Here is a 24,199-nt window from a genome sequence, read left to right as displayed (position 1 = left end):
GCTTTTTTTGTTTTGTTTGGGACTTCTCTTCTCTACTAAGAAGACATACATATCTCCTCGCTTGACTTGGTTATACTAACTTTGGAGGTATTTTCTATGCAACAAAAAAAATGGGGCTTTTGGGTACTAACAGCTTTCGTTGTCGGTAACATGGTTGGCGCTGGTATTTTCATGGTGCCAAGTACGTTGGCACAAACAGCAAGCCCACTCGGTGTCACTTTAGCTTGGTTAACAACAGGGTTTGGTGTTTTAATGCTAGCTCTTGTTTTCGGTAATTTAGCAATTCGTCGTCCTGATTTAACGACAGGACCACAAAGTCATGCATATGCTTTATTCTCAACACCAAAAAAGAAAAAAATGGCTGGATTCAGTATGGTATGGGGATATTGGGTTGCAAACTGGGCAAGTAACGTTGCCATCATTACATCATTTGCGGGATATTTATCACTCTTCTTCCCAATTATGAAAGATACGCGACTACTATTTTCAATCGGTTCTTTTAACATAGAAGTCGGAAAACTAATTACATTTACGATTTGTTCCATCTTACTTTGGGGAACTCATATTATATTAACAAATGGTGTAAGCGGAGCTGGAAAACTAAACTTCTTAGCAACAACAACGAAAGTAACTGGATTCCTTTTATTCATCGTCGTTACGTTATTTGCATTCGAAGCTTCTAAGTTTGGACAATGGTACACGCCGATGATTGATAAATCAGGTGTATCACATGGTCTTCTTTCACAAGTAAATTTAGCTGCTCTTACAACGCTTTGGGCGTTTATCGGAATTGAATCAGCCGTTCTTTTATCAAACCGTGCTGTTTCTCCAAAAACGGTAAAACGTGCAACAGTTGCGGGATTACTTATTACAGTTGCGATTTACTTAGGAATTACAATTTTAACAATGGGTGTACTTCACGTTGATAAATTACAAACTTCTGAACGTCCATTAGCAGATGCACTAAACGCTGCAATGGGTCATGGCGGCGGGAAACTGATGGCATTACTTGCTCTTACTTCCCTGTTCGGTTCTATCTTAGGCTGGATTTTATTAAGCTCAGAAGTACCTTATCAAGCAGCAAAAGAAGGTTTCTTCCCTTCCTTCTTCACGAAAACAAATAAAAAAGGAAGTCCAATTTACTCATTACGATTAACAAACATTATGTCGCAAGTATTCCTATTCTCAACATTATCAGGAACCATTGCGGAAGCTTATACATTCGTTATTACCGTATCGACACTGGCCTACCTCATTCCATATCTCGTTTCACCAATCTTCCAGTTAAAACTAGTCGCAACTGGTGAAACATATAAAAATGAAATGCGGGCAAGAATTACAGATGGCATAGTCGCAGTTATCGCACTTTGCTACGCACTATGGGTTATTAAAACCGGCGCATCCGATATAAAAACGTTCCTTCTCGGAATTGGTTTATTCGTAATCGGATTTGCTTTCTATCCATTAATGAATCGTGATCAGAAAAAAAATAACGAAAAGAAAAACGGGCAAGTTGCATAACGCAATTTGCTCGTTTTTTCTTTTGTAAAACATATATAATAGAACAAAGAGGTGAAAAACATGTCAATCGAATCGCTATGGAGCAGTCGCTTCCAACAACATATTCAAAATATCATTACATACTTTGCACGTATGATTAACGGTTTACTATATAGCTTTATCTTTATTTCATGCGTTGGTGCATATTATTATGCTCAGTTTCTAAAAGCATCTCCTTCTAAAGGAATATCTTTAATAATTATAACGATTGTACTTACATTCATTATAACGAGATGCCCTATCCGTACATTTATTCAAAAACCTGATGCTGTCTATTTACTAGCACTAGAAGAGAAATTAACATCTTATTTCAAAAAATCTCTTCTATACAATTACATCATTCAGCTTTTCCCATTGTTATTTACGTTCCTTATTCTCGTTCCACTTGCTATGCAATCATTGCAATTAACGGTTCCTTTTTTATGTACAATCTTTATCATGTTAATGATTACGAAAGCCTGGAACATGTACATACATTGGATGTGGCGTGATAGTCACGAAAAAAACATATGGCTAATCATTCGTATTACTTGTAACGCCCTAATCATTTTCATGCTGTTTTATTCCGCAAATGTTCTCATATTGGGCGGACTACTCTTACTACTTGCTTTCCTACTTCTATATACGAAAAAACAGCCTACAAAACGAATACCGTGGGATTACATAATCGAGCAAGAAGAAAAAATGAACGTTCGTTTTTATCAATTTGCTAGCATTTTTACAGATGTTCCGCAACTGAATAAACAAGTAAATAAAAGAAAATGGCTTACAAATTGGATTGAACCTTTATTACATAAAAAACGAGCAACTTTCTTCTACTTACATACACTAGCATTTTTACGTGGAAATGATTATTTCGGTATATATATTCGCTTAGGATTGATCGGTGCTTTCGCCTTATATTTCATACCAAATATATACGTAAAAGGCGCTATCACTTACATCGTTCTATATATGATCTCTATGCAGCTTCGTTCACTATGGAAATATTTTTCGGGAAATATTATTGTAGCATTATATCCAATCCATACTGAAGAAAGGATGAAGCAGTTTCTTAGCTTAATCTTTATATTGCTAAGTATTCAACTCATTGTATTTTCAATTGTTATACTCATTGCTACAGGTCAATTTTTACATAGCCTTATCATTATGATTGTCGGGTTACTCTGGATCAAATTTATTATTGTACCAAAAACGAAGCAAAGAATTTCCGCATTTTAACGAAAAGAATTATCTTAAAAGCCAAGGAGAAAATAAATTATCTCCTTGGCTTTTTTATTTTTTAATGTTAAACCTATCGTTCATACTTAATTACAAACTTTAGGTATATTACTCCTGTTTTTCTTAAGCATAGAGTGCTATACAAACTCCCTTTCTTCCCCTTGATGTTTTAGGGTTTAATTATGATTTTTACATACAAAAATCATAATACATGTTTACGTCCTAATAAAAAGGGTATCTATTAAATTAACAGCGTAAAGGAGGGGCCTATATTGTGAATAAAAAAATGGAGCAATTGAAGCACCATGTTACCGACAATCAACGCAAACATGCTTTAACAACAAACCAAGGAGTAAAAATAGCTGAAGATGAATTTTCTTTAAAGATGGGCTTAAGAGGCCCAACCTTAATAGAAGATTTCCACTTTCGCGAGAAAATGACCCACTTTGATCATGAACGAATTCCTGAAAGGATTGTTCATGCACGCGGAGTTGGCGCTCATGGTTATTTTCACCTTTATGAATCGTTAGAAGCATATACGAAAGCAGATTTTCTTACTAATCCTTCAAAGAAAACACCTGTATTTGTACGGTTCTCAACCGTTCAAGGTTCTAAAGGATCCAATGACACAGTAAGAGATGTACGCGGATTCGCCACAAAATTTTATACAGATGAAGGAAACTATGATTTAGTGGGTAATAATATGCCAGTATTCTTTATCCAAGATGCCATTAAATTTCCTGATTTTGTCCATGCAGTTAAACCAGAACCACATAATGATATTCCTCAAGGAGCTAGCGCTCATGATACCTTTTGGGACTTTGTTGCGCATAATCCTGAGTCCACTCATATGGTCATGTGGCAAATGAGCGACCGAGCTATTCCACGTAGTTTACGAATGATGGAAGGTTTTGGAGTTCACACATTTCGACTCATTAACGCAGAAGGAAAAGCCCATTTCGTAAAATTTCACTGGAAACCTACCCTCGGGGTTCATTCATTAGTATGGGATGAAGCTCAAAAGATTGCTGGGAAAAATCCTGATTTTCATCGTCAAGATTTATACGAAGCAATTGAAAAAGGGGATTATCCTGAATGGGAGCTTGGATTACAGTTAATTCCAGAAGAAGATGAACATAAATTTGATTTTGATATTTTAGATCCAACGAAATTATGGCCAGAAGAAGAAGTTCCCGTAAAATTAGTTGGTAAAATGACATTGAACAAAAATGTTGATAACTTCTTTGCTGAAACAGAGCAGGTAGCTTTTCACCCTGGTCATGTCGTACCAGGTATTGATTTTTCAAATGACCCTCTTCTGCAAGGAAGATTATTCTCCTATACAGATACACAATTATCTCGTTTAGGGGGCCCTAATTTCCATCAAATCCCTATCAATCAGCCCGTATGTCCTTTTCATAATAATCAACGTGATGGTATGCATCAAATGCAGATTCATCGCGGTCAAACAAGCTATCATCCTAATGGATTAAATAACAATCAACCTGCAACCGTCCAAGCCGAACAAGGAGGATATGAACATTATCAAGAAAAGATTGATGGGCATAAAATTAGAGGTCGCAGTAAAAGCTTTCTTAACTTTTATTCTCAGGCTAAACTTTTCTACAATAGTATGAGCCCTATTGAAAAGCAGCACATAAAAGAAGCTTTTTGCTTTGAAGTTGGGAAGTGTAAATCAGACATGGTGAAGGCAAATGTAATTGCTCTCCTAAACCACGTCGATCGTCAATTAGCACAAGAAGTCGCTAACATTATTGGATCTCCTTTACCTAAGGAAAATCACGAAGTAAATTCAGATGCAAAATCACCTGCACTAAGTATGTCTAACACTATTTTTAAAGCTGACTCCAAAAATGTTGCAATTCTATTAAATGGTGACCCAAGTGTCTCCCTTCTGTCCGAATGGATTCAAGCTTTTGCACAGCATCGTATTAACTATAGCATCATAGATAATAAAATTTATCAGTTCAATGATTCCATTAAAGTAACTGATACTTATACAACAACAGACTCCTCCCTTTTTGATGCAGTATTAGTGTTTAGTAGTGAGTCTGTCATTCAACCCCCTGTTTTAGAATTTGCAGAAACTACTTTTAAACATTTTAAACCGATAGCTCATGTCCTTAGTAATCCTCATGCTTTGGACCATAGTAAGATTAAACTGGATGGAGCAGGAGTTTACAACTTAACAAACACTTCAATTGAATCATTTATAGAAAGTATTGCCCAAGGAAGATTTTGGAACCGATAATATAATGTAAGGAGCGGATTAGAATGAGTAAAAAAATTGCTATTTTAATAACGGATTATTTCGAGGATACAGAATACACAGAGCCAGTAGGAGCTTTTAAACAAAAGGGATATAAATTAACAACTATTGAAACTGAAAAAGGGAAAACGGTACACGGTAAACAAGGAAAAAGTGAAGTCGTAATCGATAAAAGTATTAATGATGTTTCTCCAGAGAACTTTGATGCCCTCTTCATACCAGGCGGGTTCTCCCCAGATATACTTCGTGCAGATGAACGTTTTGTTCGCTTTAGTAAAGCATTTATGGATGCGGAAAAACCTGTTTTCGCTATTTGTCACGGACCTCAGCTACTCATCACTGCACAAACACTTGAAGGACGCGATGTAACTGGATATAAATCTATTGAAGTCGATTTAAAAAATGCCGGCGGGAACTTTCATGACAAAGAGGTTGTCGTATGTCAAAATCAGCTAGTAACAAGTAGACAGCCAGAGGACATCCCAGCGTTTATTGAAGAATCGTTGCGTATATTAGGATAACTAACCTCCTTTTATTTACATGAAAATAGTTAATCAGTGGGGTTTTATTCATCCCCCACTGATTAATTAACCCTCACCAACTGGTCGTTTACAGGCAATCCGACCACCACAAATAGCAAGATAAATAAAAAGAGGGGAATCCAAAAGTTCAGTTTTAATGATCTTTTGGATTCCCCCCTTTTCTCACCCAAAAATTCCTTATCACTTTTCATAGGCAGTTCTCATATAGTGAAAATGACTATATAATTCCTATCCATAAGTTAAATAATGATTTCGCACATATATAAATACAAAAGATGGGAGCCTTATTTATGAATAACAATCCACCTTCAACGCCCCCAAATGCAACGGAAACGAATAATAATGAAGTGAGCTTACAAACGTTACGCGTCATTGGGCTTATTGTACTGATTAGTGGCTACATATTAGTCGCTCTTTCTGAAGTAGGCACATTAAAAAATCTTTTGCTACAGCCGAATACCACTCCAAATTTAGCTGAAGTTGATCCGTTCTAAAAATTATATAAAAAGCGAATCCCAGTATAGCTGGTTCGCTTTTATATAGTTTCATCCAATTTGAGAAACATTTCTCTCATCCTCATACTTCTCTTTCCCTATCGCTTTCATAAATAGTAAAATACTGCTCATACCAACGATAAAGTACAGAGCACTCATGCCCCAAGATGCAATAAATGAACCTAGCATAACACCTAATGCCCCGTTCATTTTTGCCACTTGAAAGACCATTCCGTTAATCGCCATATAAGAACCTCTTGCCTCATTTGGCACCATATCTGCCATAATAGATTGACGCACTGGCACATACATCATCTCACCTACCGTTTGGAAAAGCCCTGCAATTAATAAAATCCATAAGCTATTGCTCGTTCCGAGTATTGTAAATCCAATTGTATAAATGAATAAACCTACATATAAGATTTTCAAATCGTTGAAGCTTTTCAGCATTTTAATAAGAAGTGCTGAACATAACACAACTAAAATTGTATTCTCTGCAGAAATCCAGCTCAGCATGCGAATCCCTGTTAAATCAAACGTAATACCATTCCCGAATAAAAAGTGCACCGTTTCAAATTCCTTCTGCAAGCGAACACCTAAATAATTATTAATTTGAAACTCTAAAGACAATGTACATATACTCGCTGCACAAAAAATTAAAAATGCTTTATCTTTCATCACGACTTTATAACTATCTGCCATACCTTTTAATACATTTTTCTTCTCCACCGTTTTTCGTGCTACATACACTTCTTCCATATACACAGCCATCACATATAAAGTAATAATTGCAACAAGCGTTAATATGATAAACAATTGTAATCTATAGTTTTCAAATAGTAATCCACCAAATATTGCTCCAATCGCAATGGATAAATTAATAGCCCAATAATTAATGCTATACATTACTTTTCGATTTTCAGGTGTACTCACATCAATTAACATCGCCTCTGTCGCAGGATTCATAAGTCCAGAGCCTAAACTATTCACTAACATAAACACAAATGTTAGCCATGGTGAGTCAACGTAATCCGAATTCGCAACTCCCATACAAGCAATGGAAATGACTTGTATACTTTGACCGATAATCATAACCTTTTTACGCCCAAGCCGATCCCCAACATATCCACCGTATAAACCAATTACTAACGAAGCTATGACATTAATAAGTAGTAACGCACCAGCAATCGCACTACCTAACTTTATTGAAAAATAAATCGCCATAAATGGAAAAATCATTGTGGACACAGTACGTGTTAAAAACGAAGTTATAATTCTAATTTTTATATTTCGATGCATACTCCAAAATCCCATTGTTTCCCCCTCCTTATGCTTACTTATTTTACTTTGAAAAAAAGGAAGAAAAAGGTTAGAATATTCTAAAGAGTTTCCCCTTTTATGATAGAAGGAAGTGTATATATGAAAATTATGGACTATTACATTAGACTAAGACTACATGCACAAGATCAACAACATATGCGAAATAGCTTACAAGAATTAGCGGATGTTTTATATTGTAGTACGAAAAATGTAAAGATTTTATTAAAGAAAATGAGCGAGGAGCAATTAATTAGCTGGACTCCAGGGCGAGGCCGCGGAAATAAAACGGAAATTCTATTTATACATAATTTCGTAGAAGCGATTGAGTCCTATACAGATGAACTGTTAGCGCAAGAAAAATTAAAAGATATCTTTCTTCTTTTAAAAGAACCCCTCCCCCTTGCACTTCAAAAAAAGATAGAAAATAAACTACATCATCATTTTGGATACGAACCTTCAAACGATATGTACGACGTATTAAAGATTCCTATATCGAGAAAGATATTCCCATTAGATCCGGCTTTTGTGGCTGTAACTACAGAGAGCCATCTTACGAGTCAAATTTTTGATACGTTAGTCGTCTATAACGATGTTACTGAAAAAATGGAGCCTCACATTGCGCATACGTGGGAATTAAGTGAAGATGGACTTACGTGGACCTTTTATTTACGAAAAGATATATATTTTCATAACGAAACAATTTTAACTTCTAAAGATGTACAATTTTCATTTGAAAGACTAAAGCAAGTTCAATCTCCTTTTGAATGGTTAACAGAAGAAATTATTCAAATTGAAACACCATCACCACTGCAAATTCAATTCCATTTAGCAAAACCAAATTTATTTTTCTTACACTATGTAAGTTCTATGCAGCTCGCAATTTTACCGCGTGATACGAGTATTCAAAATCATCATTATATAGGTACCGGACCTTTCAAACTTGCTCATTACTCTGAAGATAATATCGTACTCGAAGCGTTCACTCATTATTTTAAAGAGCGCGCGTTATTAGACCGTATTGAATTTTGGGGTATTCCTGACCATGTGCAAATAGATGCTGATTATGAACTACCAAACGAAGAAGAAAATGAAAGGTACGACATACAAGTAGAAGAAATAGGCTGCATTTATGCTGGCTTTAACTTTACAAAACCTGGTCCCCACCATGACATTTACTTTCGAAAAGCTTGGAGAGAACTATATGATGTTGAAACGATACTTCGTAGCATAGAGGGTAGACGAACAATTGCTGCATCAAGCTTTTTCCCTGAAAGAAGTAGCCAAGCTTCTAAAAGATCTTACTCTTTAGAAAAAGCGAAAGAGTATTTAAAAAAGAGCACCTATAATGGAGAAACACTACATATTTACTTCTTCGCATTTAAAGATAGTGCAAATGATGCATATTTCTTAAAAGAACGATGTGAAAGTTTAGGTATACAAGTAGCGCTTCACCCATTTCCCGTTTCAGATTATATGGATCGCTCTATTGATAAACATGCCGATATTATTTTCATGGGAGAAGTGTTTGCTGCCAATCATGAAATTGCATTCTTAAATGTATTTAAAAATAAAAGTTGCTTCGTAAATCGGTTCATGGACCCACACTACGAAAAACAAATTAACTGTTTGCTAGATACATTTTTACTAGAAGAAAATAAAGAAAAGCGTTATGAACTCATGTATGAGATTGAAGAGTTTTTACAAGCAGAACACATCATTTTATTTAACTATCACGTTTTAAAAAGAAAAACATACCCTTCTTCTTTAAAAAACGTAACAATTGATTCATTCGGTTGGGCAAATTTTGCGAAGTTATGGATACAACCATCCACGTATTAAAGTATGATTTTTTATAAAAGGAGAAGGTACTACATCCTTAGTAGTACCTTCTTCACATACAGATGCAAACTATTATTTAATTGCTCCATCTAAGTGATCTTTCAAGTTTACTAAAAACTTCTCAATATCCGGATTCTTCACCACATCATAACAAGCAAAACTCTTTAACGGGCTCATACCGAGAAACTTTTGCACGCGGTGTAAATGACTAAGCGTTGATTCTAAACTTTCTCCTTCAAAGAACTTCGTCTTATCTCCAAATGCTTTTTCAGGTGCATTCCAAGTTGTAGAGAACATATACTCTTTCTCTTTTAATAAACCACCTGTTCCATATTCATCTGCACCTTTAAAGAACAAACCGTATTCATATACTTCATCCATATACGTTTTAAATAAGCCTGGAACACTAAACCAGTAAATTGGTGTTTGATAAATAACAACATCGGCCCATAAAAATTTATCCTGTTCTTCTTTAATATTGTAACCATCTTGAATCGTTGTTGTTTTCACATAATGATTCTCGCCTAATAGAGTAACCATATAATCTACTAACGTTTTATTTAATCGTCCTTCCTTTGTACCGTATTTTTCATGTCCATTTATAATAAATATATTTTTCATTACTTTTCTCTCCCCTATATGATCTACTCTTCAGCTATTAAGCCAAGTTGCTGCTGTAGTGTAAGATTATCTTCTAAATGCCAATCTTCCGTTATCTTTCCGTCTTTCACATGTAAAATATCAATTGCAAAAAAATTAATTTTCTTACCATTATGCGTTCCTGTAAAAGAAAGACGGGCTGTTACTTTATCACCAACAACCAATAAGTCTTCAATCTCGCAATGTATATCAGGCACAACTTTACGAAAATTTTGCGCTGCAAACTTTAATCCTTCAATGCCTTGTGGTCGCCCTTTCGGCAATGTATTATCGAAAAAATTTTCAGTAACAGTCTGCGGAATAAGTTCCTCCTTACCTGTATCCCAAAATGCATAAAAACGCTGCGCCGCATGAACCATTTCTGTCGCTTCTTTTTTACTTAGTGAGGGATCAATTGTGATTGCTTTTGGCTTTGGCATTTCTTTTAATAACTGAACTTCAGTTTTTTGTTCCACACCACATGCTACAAGCACAATACAAATAACAAACAAACTAAGGAATCCAAATAACTTTTTTATCCCCATGGAAATCACCACCTCCTCATATAAATCCTTTATGTTTCGTATTGCTATTGTATATGCACTAACTTCATTTATGGAAGTAGTGATATTTTTTTCATATAGTTACCAAAAGTATAGTTTTGTGATACTATAAAGCAAATTCATCCAAAAAAATTTTATGGAGGCTAGTTCCATGAACAATATAGATCCAGTTGAATTAACGAAAGGTTTACCTGGCATACCTTGTCCTATTGCTAAAACGCTTGATGTAATCAGTACAAAATGGACGTTTTTAATCATCCGTGACCTTCTTATCGAAGGAACATTACGCTTTAGTGATTTACAAAAATCAATGGACGGCATTAGTCCGAAAACATTATCGCTTCGACTAAAAGAATTAGAATCTCAAGGCATTATAACGAGAAAAGTATATCCAGAAGTTCCGCCTCGTGTAGAGTACACATTAACGGATAAAGGAAAGCAATTAGAGGGGATTTTTATTGAATTAAAACGGTTTGGATTAAGTCTATAAAATGAAACCTTAATCAGGATAAAACAAAAACCCCTTACCGTCGTAAGGGGTTTTATTACTTAGCAAAACTTTCAGCCAACTGTTTCTCTCTCCACATAAATGTAATAGCGAGACCAACTATTAAAACAACGCCTGAAAATGCATATGGATAATGAATGTTCATATCAAATAATATTCCGCCCATCGCTGGTCCTGCTATATTTCCTAAACTCGTATAAGTCGAGTTCATCCCAGCAACGAATCCTTGCTCTTTTCCAGCTGCTTTTGATAAAAACGTCGTTAAAGCTGGACGAAGTAAATCAAATGCTAAGAAAATGAAGCAAGTAACGAGAAGTACAATCCAATAATTAAAGACTACAGTTGAGACGAATGCTAATACTGCCCCTACAATTAAACATATTTGGATTAATACTTTCTCACCGAACATGTCTACCAATTTGCCAAACATAAATACTTGCACAACTACCCCAAAGATTGAACTGATTGTAATAATTGCTGCAATATCTTTCGGCGAGAAACCAAATTTATGATCTGAGAATAAGCTAAACACAGTTTCATACGCTGATAATCCGAATGCGAGTACAAATACGATAATAAATGCAATTGCATACATTGGATGTAATGACTTCTTTAAATCACCAATAAAACTTGATTCTTTCGTATTAGAAGAAATCTCTGCAAGTTCTTCTTTCGTTAACGGTTCTTTTAAAATAAAAATCGAAATCACACATGCTATAAAAGCAATTACTGCTGCAACGAAAAACGGCACACGTATACCGTATTCTGCAATAAATCCGCCGATTCCAGGCCCTATAATGAATCCAGTACTAATAGCCGCAGATAAGTATCCCATCGCCTTTGGACGTTCCTGAATAGATGTAATATCCGCAACATATGCCGTAACACCAGGCATAATAAAAGCAGCACTAATTCCGCCTAATACCCTTGCTACATAAAGCATCCATACATCTTTTCCTAATCCAAAAAGAAGCTCTGAAACACCAAAAATAAATAATCCAATGATTATCATTTTCTTCCTACCGTAAAGATCAACCCACCGGCCTGTAATAGGTGAAGTAATGAGCTGTGCCATTGCAAACACTGCAACAAGATAGCCCATCGTCTTCCCTGTTAAATGCATATCATTCATAAAGGACGGCATAACCGGAATGATTAATCCAATCCCTAGAAAAGCGATAAATATATTACTCAAAAGAATGACCAATACCATCTTTTGTTCTTTTATCGGTTTCTTCACTTTTTAACACCTCTTCCCGTAAGTTCCTCTCAAAAAATAATGCCCAAGAAGCTTTTTCTTTATCCTGCTCTTTGCGGGCTAGTAATGAGTGAGGATGCCTCCACTCATTAGAATTTCACTCTATCCTTCCACACATACATAAGCATTAGGTGAATGACTATCATTCAGTTTTCCTCAAAAATGAACCTACCTTTTCAGACAGGTTCATCTTACTACTTCTTTATATGTAGTGCATGTGTTAAAAAATCTAGTACTTCTGCCTTTTGTAGCTCGACTTGATCATCATCTTTATGATCATATAAATAAACTTGTTCCGCTGCTGATTCAACAAGAGCGATAAATAACTTCGCTGTTCGTTCTGCGTGAACCGAATCACGAATTTCACCAGCTTCTTTCGCCTCACTTAAAAATTCGCTTAACCACATATAAAGAGGCTCATACACAGCTTCCCACTCTTTTATATGTTCTGTAGATGCAAGACCCGCATACATTAAAGCTTGTATTTCACGGTATTCCTCTATAAATTGAAACACCGCATCGATTACTTGTGCCACTTTATTTGAAAAAGGTACATCTTTTTGTACTTTCTCTTTCACTGCAAGTATCATCTTTTCAACCATCACTTCTGCTATTGCAGGCATAACAGATAGCTTAGAAGGAAAATATAAATAGAAAGTTCCTTGCGCAATGCCAGCTAATTTCACGATATCAGAAATCTTCGTTTTTTCGACGCCCTTTTCCTGAAACACTTCAATAGCTGCATAGACAATTTTCTCTTTTTTATTCATCATCTAAACCCTTTCACACGCATATTGAATGACTGTCACTCATTTTATAAGATAATCGATTGTACTGTCAATGATAGTGAACTCTAAGAGGAAATCATTTTTTTATAATAAAATCTCCTAATAAACAATTAGGAGATAAAAATACAATATATCTTTAAGAAAGTGCCTTTAATCCTGTCACTCCACATACAATAAGAAACACACTAATGATACGCGCTTTACTTTTCGACTCACCAAACAAGAACATGTTTAACAAAACTGCACCTGCTGTTCCGATACCAATCCAAACCGCATACGCGACACTTACTTGTAAAAATAAGAAGGAAGTATACAAAAATGTGAAGGATGTAGCAAACCCGCCTATATAAATCGCACCATTGGCCAATGTCTTATCTTTACTATACATTTTAAGTCCCATCACACCGACTATTTCACTAATTGCAGCACAAAATACGAAAAACCAACCCATTTTTAAGCAGCTCCTTCCACAGTTTCTTCTTTATTATCAGCTAGCTTTAAACCGATAACGCCGGCTACTACCATAAGAATGAAGAATAGTTTGCCTGCGCTGAAACTTCCACCGAAAAGAAATACATCCATTAAGAAAGTACCTACCGTACCAGCTCCGGCGAAAACAGCATATACAGTCCCTGTTGCAAGATGTTCACACGCTTTAGAAAGGAAGTGAAAATCAATAGCAATAACTCCTAAAATAATAATCCAATGCCACCAAGTATTAGCCGTATTAAAACCAAACACCCAAAAAATTTCAAAGATACATGTTAATATGACATATAACCAAGCTCTATTTTTCATACCTCTCACCTCTTATGACTGACTATCAGTCATTTTGTTTTAAAAAAATATACTCTTTCATCAATACTATATAAAAACAACTATCATCCTCATTTACCATTGTATTTGTTCCACTTCTAAGCTAACTGCATCCTGTCACATAAAAATGACTGAATGTCATTCATATATATTGTACATGAACATTTTAAAAACTGTCAATGCCGAAAGTTTATTTAAAACTTCTTTCATCCGATTTGTATATTTCTCAATAATCTGTTAATACTGCTAGTAACATAATATTTTCTCCACTCCCCCTTGGAGAGATCCCTTGAATGGAGCAGTTAGCTTTTGCTAGCTGCTCTTTTTTATTTGTCCGTACACTATGATGAAATACTCATAGATCAAATCCATTTTTCATCACATAACAACCTTCTATTTATTTTCCAATGAGTTTTTGTATGCACTAATTTTATTCTCAAGCATCTTCTCTGTAACTTCTAAGTTTTCTCTTTGAATCTGAATAGATTTCCTATGATCTTCTAGGAGCTGTAAACGAGCTTCTGTTGTATGCTCCCCTTCTGTATATAATCTAGCGTATTCTCTTATTTTCGCTATTGGCATTTGCGTTTGTTTTAATTTCATTACAAACTGCAACCACTTTATATGTGACTCTTCGTAAAGTCGATTTCCATTTGTATCACGATTTGCAATTAATATATTTTCCTTTTCATAATAACGTAGTGTATGTGTGCTCACGCCTAATAATTTTGCTACCTCGCTAATTGTGTACATACTAAAACTCCCTTCACATGCTTACTCTCTTATATTTTATAACCGTATCAAATTTATAAAAAACATTTGACTTAGAGTATACTCTAACAAATACAATCTAACCATAAATGAATTTGAATTTAGGGGGATTTTATATGAAATACACGGTTATTACTGGCGCAAGTTCCGGAATTGGTTATGAAGCAGCTTTAGCATTTGCATCTCGCGGAAAAAATTTAGTACTTGTAGCTCGAAGACAAGAAGAATTAAACGGATTAAAATTGAAAATTAACGAAATGCATCCGGAGTTGGATGTTGTCATTCGAAGAACTGATTTATCTGTTACTGAAGATGTTTATAAACTTTATGAAAGCCTACAAGCTTTTCAAATTGAAACATGGATTAACAACGCAGGTTTTGGTAATTTCGCCTCAATTGCTGAACAAAATTTAAATAAAATCGAAACGATGTTACATGTAAATATAGAAGCACTAACAATACTCTCTTCTCTTCTCTTTTCGTTCGAGATTATTCAATGGTTGATGGAACACAGCTTATTAACGTTTCATCGGGCGGCGGATACACAATTGTTGCTGATGCTGTTACGTATTGCGCTACGAAATTCTATGTAAGTGCATTTACAGAAGGGTTGTCTCACGAACTGAAAGAACAAGGCGCAAAACTGCAAGCAAAAGTTTTAGCTCCTGCTGCAACTGAAACAGAATTTGCGAAGCGTTCATTTGATATTGATGAATTCCAATACGATAATGTTGTACCAAAATTCCACACTGCAAAACAAATGGCACAATTTATGCTCGACCTTTATGATAATGATAATGTTGTAGGAATTGTCGACGGCTTAACATATAACTATGAACTTAAAGATCCACTTTATAATTTTGCCGTGAGACAAAAGAATTCAAATTCTTAATAACCTGTCCATTTCTTATGGAAATATATGTTCCCACTATATATGCAAATAATAGTGGGAGCTTTTTCTCTATAAAATTTTCATCCAACATACCGCACCATCGCCACCTCATCACAATAATCAACCTTTGGACAATGCCTACAATCAATCCATACTTTCTCTGGCAACGTTTCTTTATTTACAAAATCAAATCCACACTTTTGAAAAAATACTGTTTCATATGTTAAGGAAATTACTCTTCTTACATTTATTTTCGTAGCTTCCTCCATTACATGATTTACGAGCATACGCCCTATCCCTCTCCCTGCATATGTATGCGAAACTACTAACGAGCGTATTTCTGCAAGATCTTCCCCCAATACATGCAATCCAGCAACTCCAACAATTCTCTCGTCTTCTTTCATAACATATAAACATTGCAAATATTGATAAAGAGACAAAAGAGAACGTGGTAAAACAACTCCCTCTTTTGCATAAACCTCAATAAGACTATAAATTTCTTTCACATCACTCGTCACTGCATTACAGATTTTCATATTACATCCCCTTGCCCTCGATATTAATATTTATAACTTTAAATGAATTTTAATTCATAATTTTATATAATAATACAGCTCTCTTTTCTCCTCGTCAATCACTTTATGCAAACAAAAAACCAAGCAATCTAATTGATGCTCGGTTCCTCATCTCGTATCGGCAATACCGTCGAATATTTAATTTCACGAAGTGCTAAACTTGTCTGTATCTTTGTAATACCAAGCTTATTCAGCTTTCTAATAAACTGCTCCAGTTCTTTACGATCACGATTTGCAACCTTTAATAAATAATCGTACTCTCCTGTTAAACAGTGACATTCTAACACTTCCGGCATCGATTCTAATTCTTTCTCCAACACTTCCAGCTTGTCAAATTGATGAATATTTGTACTCATAAAAATAAAACATAATAAATCAAATCCAAGCTTTTCTTGATTTAAAATCGCAACTTGCTTATCGATGAAACCTTCCCCATCCAATCTTTTTATTCTTGCATGCATCGCAGCCGGTGATAAATTAACGCGACGTGCCAGCTCTGCATTACTTACTTGTGACTCCTTCTGCAATATATCTAAAATTTGTACATCCAAATCATCCAACACTTTAATAACAGACGACTCCATTACAATTCCCCCTTTTTTCTTACCGATGATTATTCGAAAAAACACCTTATACCTTACAAAAAACTGAATATCATTCCGTAAATATCATTCATAACTAAATATTTTATCGAGTTTTAATCATTATACAAAAGAATATATTACACAATAAAGAAAAATGCTAAAATTATTTACAATTCGTATTGATTACAAAAAAGGGGATTTTAGCATGCCTTATTTTTACGTCTTTTTACTATTACTAACGAGCTTATTATGGGGAGGAAATTTTGTCGTTGGAAAATCACTCGTCGATCATGCATCGCCGATGACACTGACAAATTTAAGATGGATGATTGCGATTGTTTGTTTATTACCAATGGTATGGTTTAAAGAAAAGAAAATCCTTCCACCACGTACCGCAATACTTCCGTTAATATTGATGGGAATTTCAGGGGTCGCTCTTTTTAACATCTTTCAATTTTTAGCATTAGAAAAAACATCCGCTATGAATGTAGGTCTTATCTCTACTTTGAATGCAATTTCAATCGCATTATTTTCAGTATTATTTCTAAAAGAAAAAGTAAATACACTCCAAATCCTATCCATGATTCTTTCATTCTTCGGGGTTATCCTCGTCCTATTAAAAGGTGATTTCTCGCTTTTATTTTCACTACATTTTAATAGCGGTGATTTATGGATGATTGCAGCAGTCTGTATTTGGGGAATCTATTCTGTTTGTAGTAAATGGGCAACAAAAACAACTACACCACTTATGGCAACGTTGTACTCTGGTATTTTCGGCGTTATTTTATTACTACCGTTTAACATAGGTAGCTTCACTGTTTCAAATATAAATACTTCTTTCATCACATCACTTTTATATACCGGGCTTATTTCGACAGTTCTTTGTATGGTATTTTGGAATATTGGTGTACAAAAATTAGGTGCAACTACATCAGGTATTTTTCTAAACTTCAATCCAATTTTCACAGCCATTTTAGCATTCATATTCCTCGGAGAAGAATTAACGTGGATACAAATTTTAGGAACAATTGTCGTTGTAACAGGATGTTATTTATTTTCTCATTTCAAAACTGTTGCCGTTCAGCCTGTTAGACCTTTAATGCGAAAACATTCTTAATGAAAAAACATCGTCATCTGGGTTGGCGATGTTTTTATTCTCTCTTCATTTCTTTTATATACTGCTTTTCCTCTTCTGGCGATAAACGTTCCGTCGCCTTGCCAGTATCTCCACCTTGAAGGTTCCATAAAAAGTTATGCTCCTCAACAGTTTGAGAAAAATCTCCTTTTTCCCATCTATTTATAATAGAAAATAACTTCATTTTATATTGAAAACCTGTACTATTTTCAATATCTCTTTTTACATTAGAAATTTCCTTTTTTGTCATCTCTACAAATCCCCATTTTTCAGAGGATTTTACCTTTTGGTGGACCATTTTATGCATAGTAGAAATAATTTCACCTTCACTAATTTGCGGAGCTTCTTCTGCAGCTTGTTTCTCTTTTTCGTTTGCCGCTCGCTCAGTTTGAATATTTGTATTTTCTTTTTCCACATATGCAAGCAATTTCTTTCCGCCAACTATAGAAGAGATGATTACCATAATGGTAATACATATACCTACAATCCATTTAAAAAGCATTAGCTCTTCATCGCTTCCCTAACAATATGACTATCTACATACTGCTTAAACTTCACGATTTTTCCATTTTCAAGCTGCCATACATGAATAAATTCTGCTTCAAATGATTTTCCTATTTCTTTATAAACTCCAGAATACATACCTTCAGCAATAATTACATCTTTTCCGTTTACTTCATGATATGTATTTACACTTGCTTTATAATCATCCCATTCTGATCCTAAACGGCTAAATACATTTTCCATTATAGCTTCTACGCCTGTATATGTTCCGCCATACGGGAAACCTTCTGCCTCTGTCCATTCCACTTTTTCAGAGAGGGCTTCTGCTAAATGCTTTGCATTCGAAGAAGCTGATCCTTCATACGTGCTTTGAATAATTTCTAAATTTGATTTGGGCATATTACTTCCTCCCGTTTATTTATTTTTACACAAGACGTAACCAATATAGTTACATCTTGTGTAAAAAAATATTTAAATTGTTTCATTCGTAATTCATTAGTTGTAATCATTATAGTTACAATAATTCTTCAAGTCAACAATTTATAAATAAAATTTACTTCGTTTTCATTACTTTCTCTTTTAAGAAACGATCTACATATCCTTCTGCTTTTACTACGAATAAATACGCACCCATTGATAATAATGCAAGATCTAATTCATATCCTGGATTCTTTCCATCTCCTAATAAACCTGCTGCTCCATTTACCTTTACGATAGCTCCAGCTAAAATAAGAGCGAATAACAATCCTACATATCGTACACCTAAACCGATAATTAATAATATACCACCAACTAATTCTACAGTTGCTACGCCGTATGCAAGGCCACCTGGTAAACCGATGCTTGTAAACCATCCTGCTACATTATCGATACCTGTTTGAAACTTTGCTAAACCGTGTGCAAAGAACGTAACTCCTAACACGATACGAATAATTAAATTCCCAATATATTGATTCATTTTGAACTCTCCTTTTTGTTTTGTTATGGTGAACTTTTATTTACAAGTCAAAACAATACGGTATTTTATTTCATTCGTCAAATACTTTTTTAAAGAAAACAAAAAACATTATCCGTTTTACGGATAATGTTTTCCTACAAAATAGCGCTAATTCAAGCTTTTATTCTATCGCATAGAAAAAGTTGAAACATTTTTCCAGCGCCAATATAAGGCAGTAAAGAAACGTCCTCTTCCACAACTATTCCAACAACATTCACTTTCTCATCTACAGGTAAATCATGTGTAGCAACTTGCATCTCCCCTGCATATCTACCGTACAATTCATTATCAATTGTAATGCTGCCTTTCTTTCTTACAATTGTATGCATCGGCTGTAAAACCACTCTATTTCCTTCCCTTGATTCTACAGATCGAATAACATCACGAGCCGGATCTAGTCTATTTGTATGCACTTGCTCCACCACTTTTAATACTTCTTTATCAGTTATAAATGATTTGTAACGTAATGGAATAATCCCTCTACTCGCACTAGCTACTTCTTGCATACTTTCCAAACTTGCGCTTATATCTCCAATCAATACTTTATCAACACCACAATCTTGAACAAGTTCTAAATACGCTTCAAGCGGGCGCATATTGCGATGTTTTTCTAACGTTGGTAACCCTTTATATAACGGACCTCGTTTTTCCGCATCTCCTGGAATAAATGCCATCGTCTTTATTCCGCACTTCTGTAAATATTGATTTTGTTTTTGTAAGAAGGACTTTGCTAGTCCTGTCTCTGGACGTGGATAAAAATTATGCCACGCTTCTACATTCTCTACTCTTATATGTTCTGCAAATAATTCTTTCCAAAATGGCTTTGTAATCGTACTCGCATTTAAAGCTACTTTCATCTTATGAGATACGCTTGCAATTTCTTTTGGCGCAATGCCGTAATCCATTCTTAAACCGGTAATGCCCCAGTCCAATAGTTCTTCCACATTTTCATATGTTAGCCCTAAATGATGTAACGATTTTGGAGAAACATCAACCATTAACTCCATTTCATGTGCAAGAGCTTGTTTCCCTAATATTTGAATTAACTCTTTATACATATTTGGATCATCTTCTGGAATGTGCAGTGATGTAAAAATAGATGTAAACCCATTTTCCTTCGCTACTTTTAGCCACTCTTCTTGTTTCTCTACTCGTTCTTTTGAAAGATAAATGGAAACTCCGATCATATAAATCTCCCTTTCTATTAATAGAAAAAGAGAAAGGAATCCCTTTCTCTATATGTTTTCTGCCATTTCTTCTTTAAATCCGAAGAAGTACGTAAAGATAAATCCGAAAGCATATGCAATTACTAAACCTAAGAAATAGAGTAAATATTTATTGTCAGCAATTAACGGAATTAAAGATAGCCCTGATACGCCAATTCCAAGAGAAGCTGTTTGCATAACTGCTTGGAATGCACCACCGACAGCCGCTCCTAAACAAGCAGTAATAAACGGTTTCCCAAGTGGTAATGTCACCCCGTATAATAACGGCTCACCAATTCCTAAAAAGCCAACTGGCAATCCACCTTTAATTACGTTACGAAGTCGTTTGTTTTTTGTTTTCACATAAATCGCAATTGCTGCGCCCACTTGGCCAGCACCAGCCATTGCGAGCACTGGTAATAAAGGTGTTACGTGTGTTTGATTAATAAATTCCATATGAATTGGTGTTAAACCGTGATGCAATCCGACCATTACGAGAGGTAAAAATGTTCCCGCAAGTACTGCGCCAGCAAATGCTCCGCCAATATTTAAAATAGCATTAATTCCGCTCGTAATACCATCTGATAAGAAACCTGCTAATGGCTGAATGGCTAACATCGTTACGATACTTACAACTAATACAGTAATGAGTGGTGTCACGATTATATCAACTGCATTTGGCACTGCTTTTCGAACTTGTCTTTCCACTACAACCATAAGCCATGCTGCAAAAATAACTGCAAACAATCCGCCCCGTCCGGGCACTAATGCTTCACCAAACAATTTTACGTTTGCCATCGCCGGGTTGAAAATTAAAATACCAGCAATTGCCCCAAGAACCGGTGTCCCGCCAAATTCTTTCGCTGTATTCCAGCCGACTAAAATTCCTAAGAATGTAAAGATACCGCCGCCAATGAGTAGTAACATTTGTAACCACGTTGCATTTGGATCAGCACCAGCATTTTTCGCAAAGTTAGCAACCCCGTTTATAATTCCTGACGCAACAAGCCCCGGAATTAATGGGATGAAAATACTTCCTATTTTTCGTAAAAAGTTTTTCACCGGTGTATTATTTTTCTTCTTAATCTCTGATTTCATCTCTTGCCCAATATCTTCAAGGTGATGATCTGCTACCTCACCAATTCTTAGTCCTGTCAAACCTTCCATTTCAGCTGCTACTTTATTTACTGTTCCTGGACCAACGACAACTTGAAGAGTCTCATCTTCTATAACGCCCATAACGCCTTCAACTTTTTTCAAAAGGTCCATATTTACTTTACTTTCATCATGAAGCGTTAAACGTAGTCTCGTCATACAATGAGCAATACTACGAATATTTTTTATTCCCCCAAGTTGCTCCGAAATTTCCTTGGCCATTCTCTCTTCTTTCTTCATAATAGAATCCCCCTCCCTATTACTTTATAGTGCTTTCTTCACAAACCCTTTTGCGTATTTTAGTTTCTCCAGTGCTTCCCCATACTCACACTGCAACAACACCATAACAATGGCAGCTTTTACGTTACGTTCTGCCTTTTCATAATACTCTGCCGCTACTTCATAACTAGCGCCTGTTGCTTCCACAATAATTCGTTTTGACCGTTCTACTAACTTTTCATTTGTGGATTGAACATCTACCATTAAGTTTTTATATACTTTTCCTACACCAATCATCGAAGCTGTTGAAATCATATTCAGCACTAATTTTTGTGCTGTACCAGCTTTTAAACGCGTTGATCCTGTTAATATTTCTGCACCTGTCTCTACTTCCACATTTAACTTTGCATATTTACTTATTTCAGCATTTTTATTACAAGAAATACTCGCTGTACTCGCTCCTACGCTCTGTGCGTATTTCAAGCCGCCAATTACGTAAGGAGTTCTGCCACTTGCAGCAATTCCAATCACTGTATCTTTCTCATTTAATCCAATACTTTTTAAATCTTCTTCTGCTAACTCTTCGCGATCTTCGGCACCTTCCACCGCTTTAGTAAACGCTTTCAATCCACCTGCTATAAATCCTTGCACCATTTTATCATCCGTACCAAATGTCGGCGGACATTCCACTGCATCTAGAATACCTAAACGACCACTCGTACCAGCACCAATGTAAATTAAGCGTCCCTCTTCTTCAAAAGATTTAATAACAGTCTGTACAACCTTTTCAATTTGTTCTATCTCTTTTTCAACTGCTAACGCAACAGTTCGATCTTCTCCATTCATACTTTGCAACACTTCTTTTATACTCATTTCATCCAGATTCATTGTTTTCTCATTACGATGTTCTGTCGATAAATTTTCTAACATATTGCCACCCTCTTTGAAATTATATTTCACACTTTTATTATAACTTTAAGAAACTAAAAATCAATAACTCTTTCTTATTTTATGAAATAAAATTTCACAACATGACATATTTGTGTCAAAGATAATAAAAAAGATGAGTCTCCTCACCTTTTCTTCTACTTTAACTTCCGTAACCGCAACGCTTCTTCTCGCGTCTCCATAAATTGATCCAATACTTTATTGCCAATTCGGTTGAAAGTAATCACATATAAAGCATCAATCATATTCAGTTGCGTCATTCTCGACGCAATACTTGCAATACGATGATCTTGTTCTACATCTGGCATACAAAGACGAATGTCCGCTTCTTTATATAGGGGGGATGATTGATCTAGCTTCGTAATTCCAATAACAGTTGCACCTTGTCTCTTTGCATACTGCGCCATTTCAAGCACATCTCTCGTTCGACCAGATGTTGAAATCGCAACAAATATATCGCCTTCTTTTAAATTTGTCACAAGCGGCAACATCATATGAAAATCAGATAGCATCATCGCTGTAAATCCAAGCCGCGTAAATTTATAAGCCCCGTCCATTGCTGGCGTAGCTGATCCGCCTACTCCGTAAAATATAATTTTATCTGCTTTGACAATACGATCTGCAGCTTTCTCAAGTTCCTTCTTATCTATCGCAGTAACACTCGCCTCAATCGCAGCTTTATTCACATAAGTGACTTTATTAAACAAATCGTACGGTCCATCTTCCGTATTCATCACTGAAAAATCATTTATATTATAATCAGCAATCGTTAATTCACGAACGAGTGCTATCTTAAATGCTTTAAAACTTCCGATTCCAATCGATTTACAAAAGCGAACGACACTCGCTTCACTTGCGCCTGCATTCGTTGACACTTCTTTCGTCGTTAAATTTGGTACAATTTCTGCATTCTCCATTATGTACATGGCAACCTTCTTCTCAGCTGGTGAAAATTGATCCATATTACTTTCAATTTTAAATAGTAATGTTGAAGCTTTCACTATTTAACCTCCACTTCTTACGGTTGCGTTCACTTATTTTCTCTTGCTTCAAGAAGGTAATAACCATCATCGCCAGGAGGATGAAACACATTTACAATGCGATTCCCTTTTTGATAAACAGTTCTTTCCCCTTCTGTCCACTTCTTTTCCCAACCGTTCATCCAAATAGCAACATCAGGTAAAAAAGCAGTATATTTCAGCTTCTGACCGTACTCACCATCTGCTTCTTCCGAAAAAATAGAAACCGGAAAATCTTTCACTTTTGATTCTTTCCATGCAGTAAATGGTATACATACTGCAATAAGTACGATTACACCGATAACCTTCTCCTTCGTAATCTTCACACTTCCCTCTCCTTGTCATATCACATACATA

At 35.4% G+C, this 24,199-nt stretch carries 26 protein-coding genes and 1 pseudogene; 9 read left to right on the top strand and 18 right to left on the bottom strand.

The genetic code is table 11. The features are described 5' to 3' along the window. Window positions 1-96 precede the first annotated feature (96 nt). From ACQRBL_RS04360 to ACQRBL_RS04340, 5 genes are all read left to right on the top strand, one after another. Window positions 97-1,521 (top strand): amino acid permease, encoded by a 1,425-nt coding sequence (locus ACQRBL_RS04360; protein ID WP_001186293.1) that lies wholly within the window; start codon window positions 97-99, stop codon window positions 1,519-1,521. A 60-nt stretch (window positions 1,522-1,581) separates the two neighbouring features. Continuing rightward, window positions 1,582-2,781 (top strand): ABC transporter permease, encoded by a 1,200-nt coding sequence (locus ACQRBL_RS04355; RefSeq protein ID WP_071731183.1) that lies wholly within the window; start codon window positions 1,582-1,584, stop codon window positions 2,779-2,781. 274 nt (window positions 2,782-3,055) lie between these two features. Then, entirely contained in the window at window positions 3,056-5,053 is a 1,998-nt protein-coding gene (locus tag ACQRBL_RS04350; protein ID WP_411996114.1) for a catalase, read from the top strand. Window positions 5,054-5,076: 23 nt separating this feature from the next. After that, window positions 5,077-5,592, top strand: a complete 516-nt coding sequence (locus ACQRBL_RS04345; RefSeq protein WP_000037549.1) for a type 1 glutamine amidotransferase domain-containing protein — start codon at window positions 5,077-5,079, stop codon at window positions 5,590-5,592. A 311-nt stretch (window positions 5,593-5,903) separates the two neighbouring features. Continuing rightward, window positions 5,904-6,107, top strand: a complete 204-nt coding sequence (locus ACQRBL_RS04340) for a hypothetical protein (protein ID WP_023521249.1) — start codon at window positions 5,904-5,906, stop codon at window positions 6,105-6,107. 51 nt (window positions 6,108-6,158) lie between these two features. On the opposite strand, the gene ACQRBL_RS04335 is transcribed toward ACQRBL_RS04340, so the two are convergent. Then, window positions 6,159-7,421, bottom strand: a complete 1,263-nt coding sequence (locus ACQRBL_RS04335) for an MDR family MFS transporter (RefSeq protein ID WP_000508213.1) — start codon at window positions 7,419-7,421, stop codon at window positions 6,159-6,161. A gap of 84 nt (window positions 7,422-7,505) precedes the next feature. On the opposite strand from ACQRBL_RS04335, the gene ACQRBL_RS04330 reads away from it, so the two are divergent. Further along, complete coding sequence (locus tag ACQRBL_RS04330; RefSeq protein WP_411996113.1) at window positions 7,506-9,266, top strand: SgrR family transcriptional regulator; 1,761 nt, start codon at window positions 7,506-7,508, stop codon at window positions 9,264-9,266. A 72-nt stretch (window positions 9,267-9,338) separates the two neighbouring features. Here ACQRBL_RS04330 and ACQRBL_RS04325 read toward each other — a convergent pair whose 3' ends face one another. Next, a complete protein-coding gene (locus ACQRBL_RS04325; protein ID WP_411996112.1) occupies window positions 9,339-9,887 on the bottom strand; it encodes an NAD(P)H-dependent oxidoreductase in 549 nt (182 codons plus the stop codon). Between the two features lie 23 nt (window positions 9,888-9,910). Further along, window positions 9,911-10,450, bottom strand: coding sequence for an ester cyclase (locus tag ACQRBL_RS04320; protein ID WP_411996111.1), 540 nt, complete (start codon window positions 10,448-10,450; stop codon window positions 9,911-9,913). A gap of 169 nt (window positions 10,451-10,619) precedes the next feature. On the opposite strand from ACQRBL_RS04320, the gene ACQRBL_RS04315 reads away from it, so the two are divergent. Next, entirely contained in the window at window positions 10,620-10,958 is a 339-nt protein-coding gene (locus ACQRBL_RS04315) for a winged helix-turn-helix transcriptional regulator (protein WP_001059470.1), read from the top strand. A 55-nt stretch (window positions 10,959-11,013) separates the two neighbouring features. Here the strand turns inward: ACQRBL_RS04315 and ACQRBL_RS04310 are convergent, their stop codons facing one another. From ACQRBL_RS04310 to ACQRBL_RS04290, 5 genes are all read right to left on the bottom strand, one after another. Then, complete coding sequence (locus tag ACQRBL_RS04310) at window positions 11,014-12,216, bottom strand: MFS transporter (RefSeq protein ID WP_000742955.1); 1,203 nt, start codon at window positions 12,214-12,216, stop codon at window positions 11,014-11,016. A gap of 212 nt (window positions 12,217-12,428) precedes the next feature. After that, window positions 12,429-13,007, bottom strand: a complete 579-nt coding sequence (locus ACQRBL_RS04305; protein WP_043924626.1) for a TetR family transcriptional regulator — start codon at window positions 13,005-13,007, stop codon at window positions 12,429-12,431. A gap of 151 nt (window positions 13,008-13,158) precedes the next feature. Then, entirely contained in the window at window positions 13,159-13,473 is a 315-nt protein-coding gene (locus ACQRBL_RS04300) for a DMT family transporter (protein WP_097984220.1), read from the bottom strand. 2 nt (window positions 13,474-13,475) lie between these two features. Next, window positions 13,476-13,820 carry a DMT family transporter gene (locus tag ACQRBL_RS04295; RefSeq protein ID WP_017656912.1) on the bottom strand — a complete coding sequence of 115 codons (345 nt, stop codon included), beginning with the start codon at window positions 13,818-13,820 and terminating at the stop codon, window positions 13,476-13,478. A gap of 411 nt (window positions 13,821-14,231) precedes the next feature. After that, window positions 14,232-14,591 carry a MerR family transcriptional regulator gene (locus tag ACQRBL_RS04290; protein ID WP_000288069.1) on the bottom strand — a complete coding sequence of 120 codons (360 nt, stop codon included), beginning with the start codon at window positions 14,589-14,591 and terminating at the stop codon, window positions 14,232-14,234. A 134-nt stretch (window positions 14,592-14,725) separates the two neighbouring features. Between ACQRBL_RS04290 and ACQRBL_RS04285 the strand changes: the two are divergent. Beyond that, a pseudogene (locus ACQRBL_RS04285) lies at window positions 14,726-15,501 on the top strand (SDR family NAD(P)-dependent oxidoreductase). 80 nt (window positions 15,502-15,581) lie between these two features. Here the strand turns inward: ACQRBL_RS04285 and ACQRBL_RS04280 are convergent. After that, a complete protein-coding gene (locus tag ACQRBL_RS04280) occupies window positions 15,582-16,037 on the bottom strand; it encodes an N-acetyltransferase (protein WP_023521242.1) in 456 nt (151 codons plus the stop codon). 128 nt (window positions 16,038-16,165) lie between these two features. Beyond that, window positions 16,166-16,660: an Lrp/AsnC family transcriptional regulator gene (locus ACQRBL_RS04275; protein WP_023521241.1), complete on the bottom strand. Its 495-nt coding sequence runs from the start codon at window positions 16,658-16,660 to the stop codon at window positions 16,166-16,168. Window positions 16,661-16,865: 205 nt separating this feature from the next. On the opposite strand from ACQRBL_RS04275, the gene ACQRBL_RS04270 reads away from it, so the two are divergent. Beyond that, on the top strand, window positions 16,866-17,777 hold the full coding sequence (locus ACQRBL_RS04270; protein WP_065482299.1) for a DMT family transporter: 912 nt from the start codon (window positions 16,866-16,868) through the stop codon (window positions 17,775-17,777). A 34-nt stretch (window positions 17,778-17,811) separates the two neighbouring features. Here ACQRBL_RS04270 and ACQRBL_RS04265 read toward each other — a convergent pair whose 3' ends face one another. The 8 genes from ACQRBL_RS04265 to ACQRBL_RS04230 all read right to left on the bottom strand — a co-directional run bounded on the left by ACQRBL_RS04265 (window position 17,812) and on the right by ACQRBL_RS04230 (window position 24,168). Further along, window positions 17,812-18,297 (bottom strand): PRK06770 family protein, encoded by a 486-nt coding sequence (locus tag ACQRBL_RS04265; protein ID WP_411996110.1) that lies wholly within the window; start codon window positions 18,295-18,297, stop codon window positions 17,812-17,814. Next, window positions 18,297-18,698 carry a nuclear transport factor 2 family protein gene (locus tag ACQRBL_RS04260; RefSeq protein ID WP_411996109.1) on the bottom strand — a complete coding sequence of 134 codons (402 nt, stop codon included), beginning with the start codon at window positions 18,696-18,698 and terminating at the stop codon, window positions 18,297-18,299. The genes ACQRBL_RS04265 and ACQRBL_RS04260 overlap by 1 nt, the downstream gene beginning before the upstream one ends. A 154-nt stretch (window positions 18,699-18,852) precedes the next feature. Then, window positions 18,853-19,257 carry a DoxX family protein gene (locus tag ACQRBL_RS04255; RefSeq protein WP_411996108.1) on the bottom strand — a complete coding sequence of 135 codons (405 nt, stop codon included), beginning with the start codon at window positions 19,255-19,257 and terminating at the stop codon, window positions 18,853-18,855. A 152-nt stretch (window positions 19,258-19,409) separates the two neighbouring features. Continuing rightward, window positions 19,410-20,483: a DUF871 domain-containing protein gene (locus ACQRBL_RS04250; protein ID WP_411996107.1), complete on the bottom strand. Its 1,074-nt coding sequence runs from the start codon at window positions 20,481-20,483 to the stop codon at window positions 19,410-19,412. Window positions 20,484-20,531: 48 nt separating this feature from the next. Next, window positions 20,532-21,896 (bottom strand): PTS transporter subunit EIIC, encoded by a 1,365-nt coding sequence (locus tag ACQRBL_RS04245; RefSeq protein ID WP_000711293.1) that lies wholly within the window; start codon window positions 21,894-21,896, stop codon window positions 20,532-20,534. 24 nt (window positions 21,897-21,920) lie between these two features. After that, on the bottom strand, window positions 21,921-22,805 hold the full coding sequence (gene murQ / locus ACQRBL_RS04240) for an N-acetylmuramic acid 6-phosphate etherase (RefSeq protein WP_000892367.1): 885 nt from the start codon (window positions 22,803-22,805) through the stop codon (window positions 21,921-21,923). A gap of 155 nt (window positions 22,806-22,960) precedes the next feature. Next, a complete protein-coding gene (locus ACQRBL_RS04235; RefSeq protein WP_000648159.1) occupies window positions 22,961-23,824 on the bottom strand; it encodes a MurR/RpiR family transcriptional regulator in 864 nt (287 codons plus the stop codon). Between the two features lie 29 nt (window positions 23,825-23,853). Beyond that, window positions 23,854-24,168 carry a hypothetical protein gene (locus ACQRBL_RS04230; protein ID WP_000704958.1) on the bottom strand — a complete coding sequence of 105 codons (315 nt, stop codon included), beginning with the start codon at window positions 24,166-24,168 and terminating at the stop codon, window positions 23,854-23,856. Between the last annotated feature and the right edge of the window lie 31 nt (window positions 24,169-24,199).

It is taken from the genome of Bacillus sp. AF62 (assembly GCF_050312695.1).
Lineage (GTDB): Bacteria > Bacillota > Bacilli > Bacillales > Bacillaceae_G > Bacillus_A > Bacillus_A cereus.
Note: the sequence above shows the minus strand (reverse complement) of the source record. Positions and strands in the feature narration are given on the sequence as shown.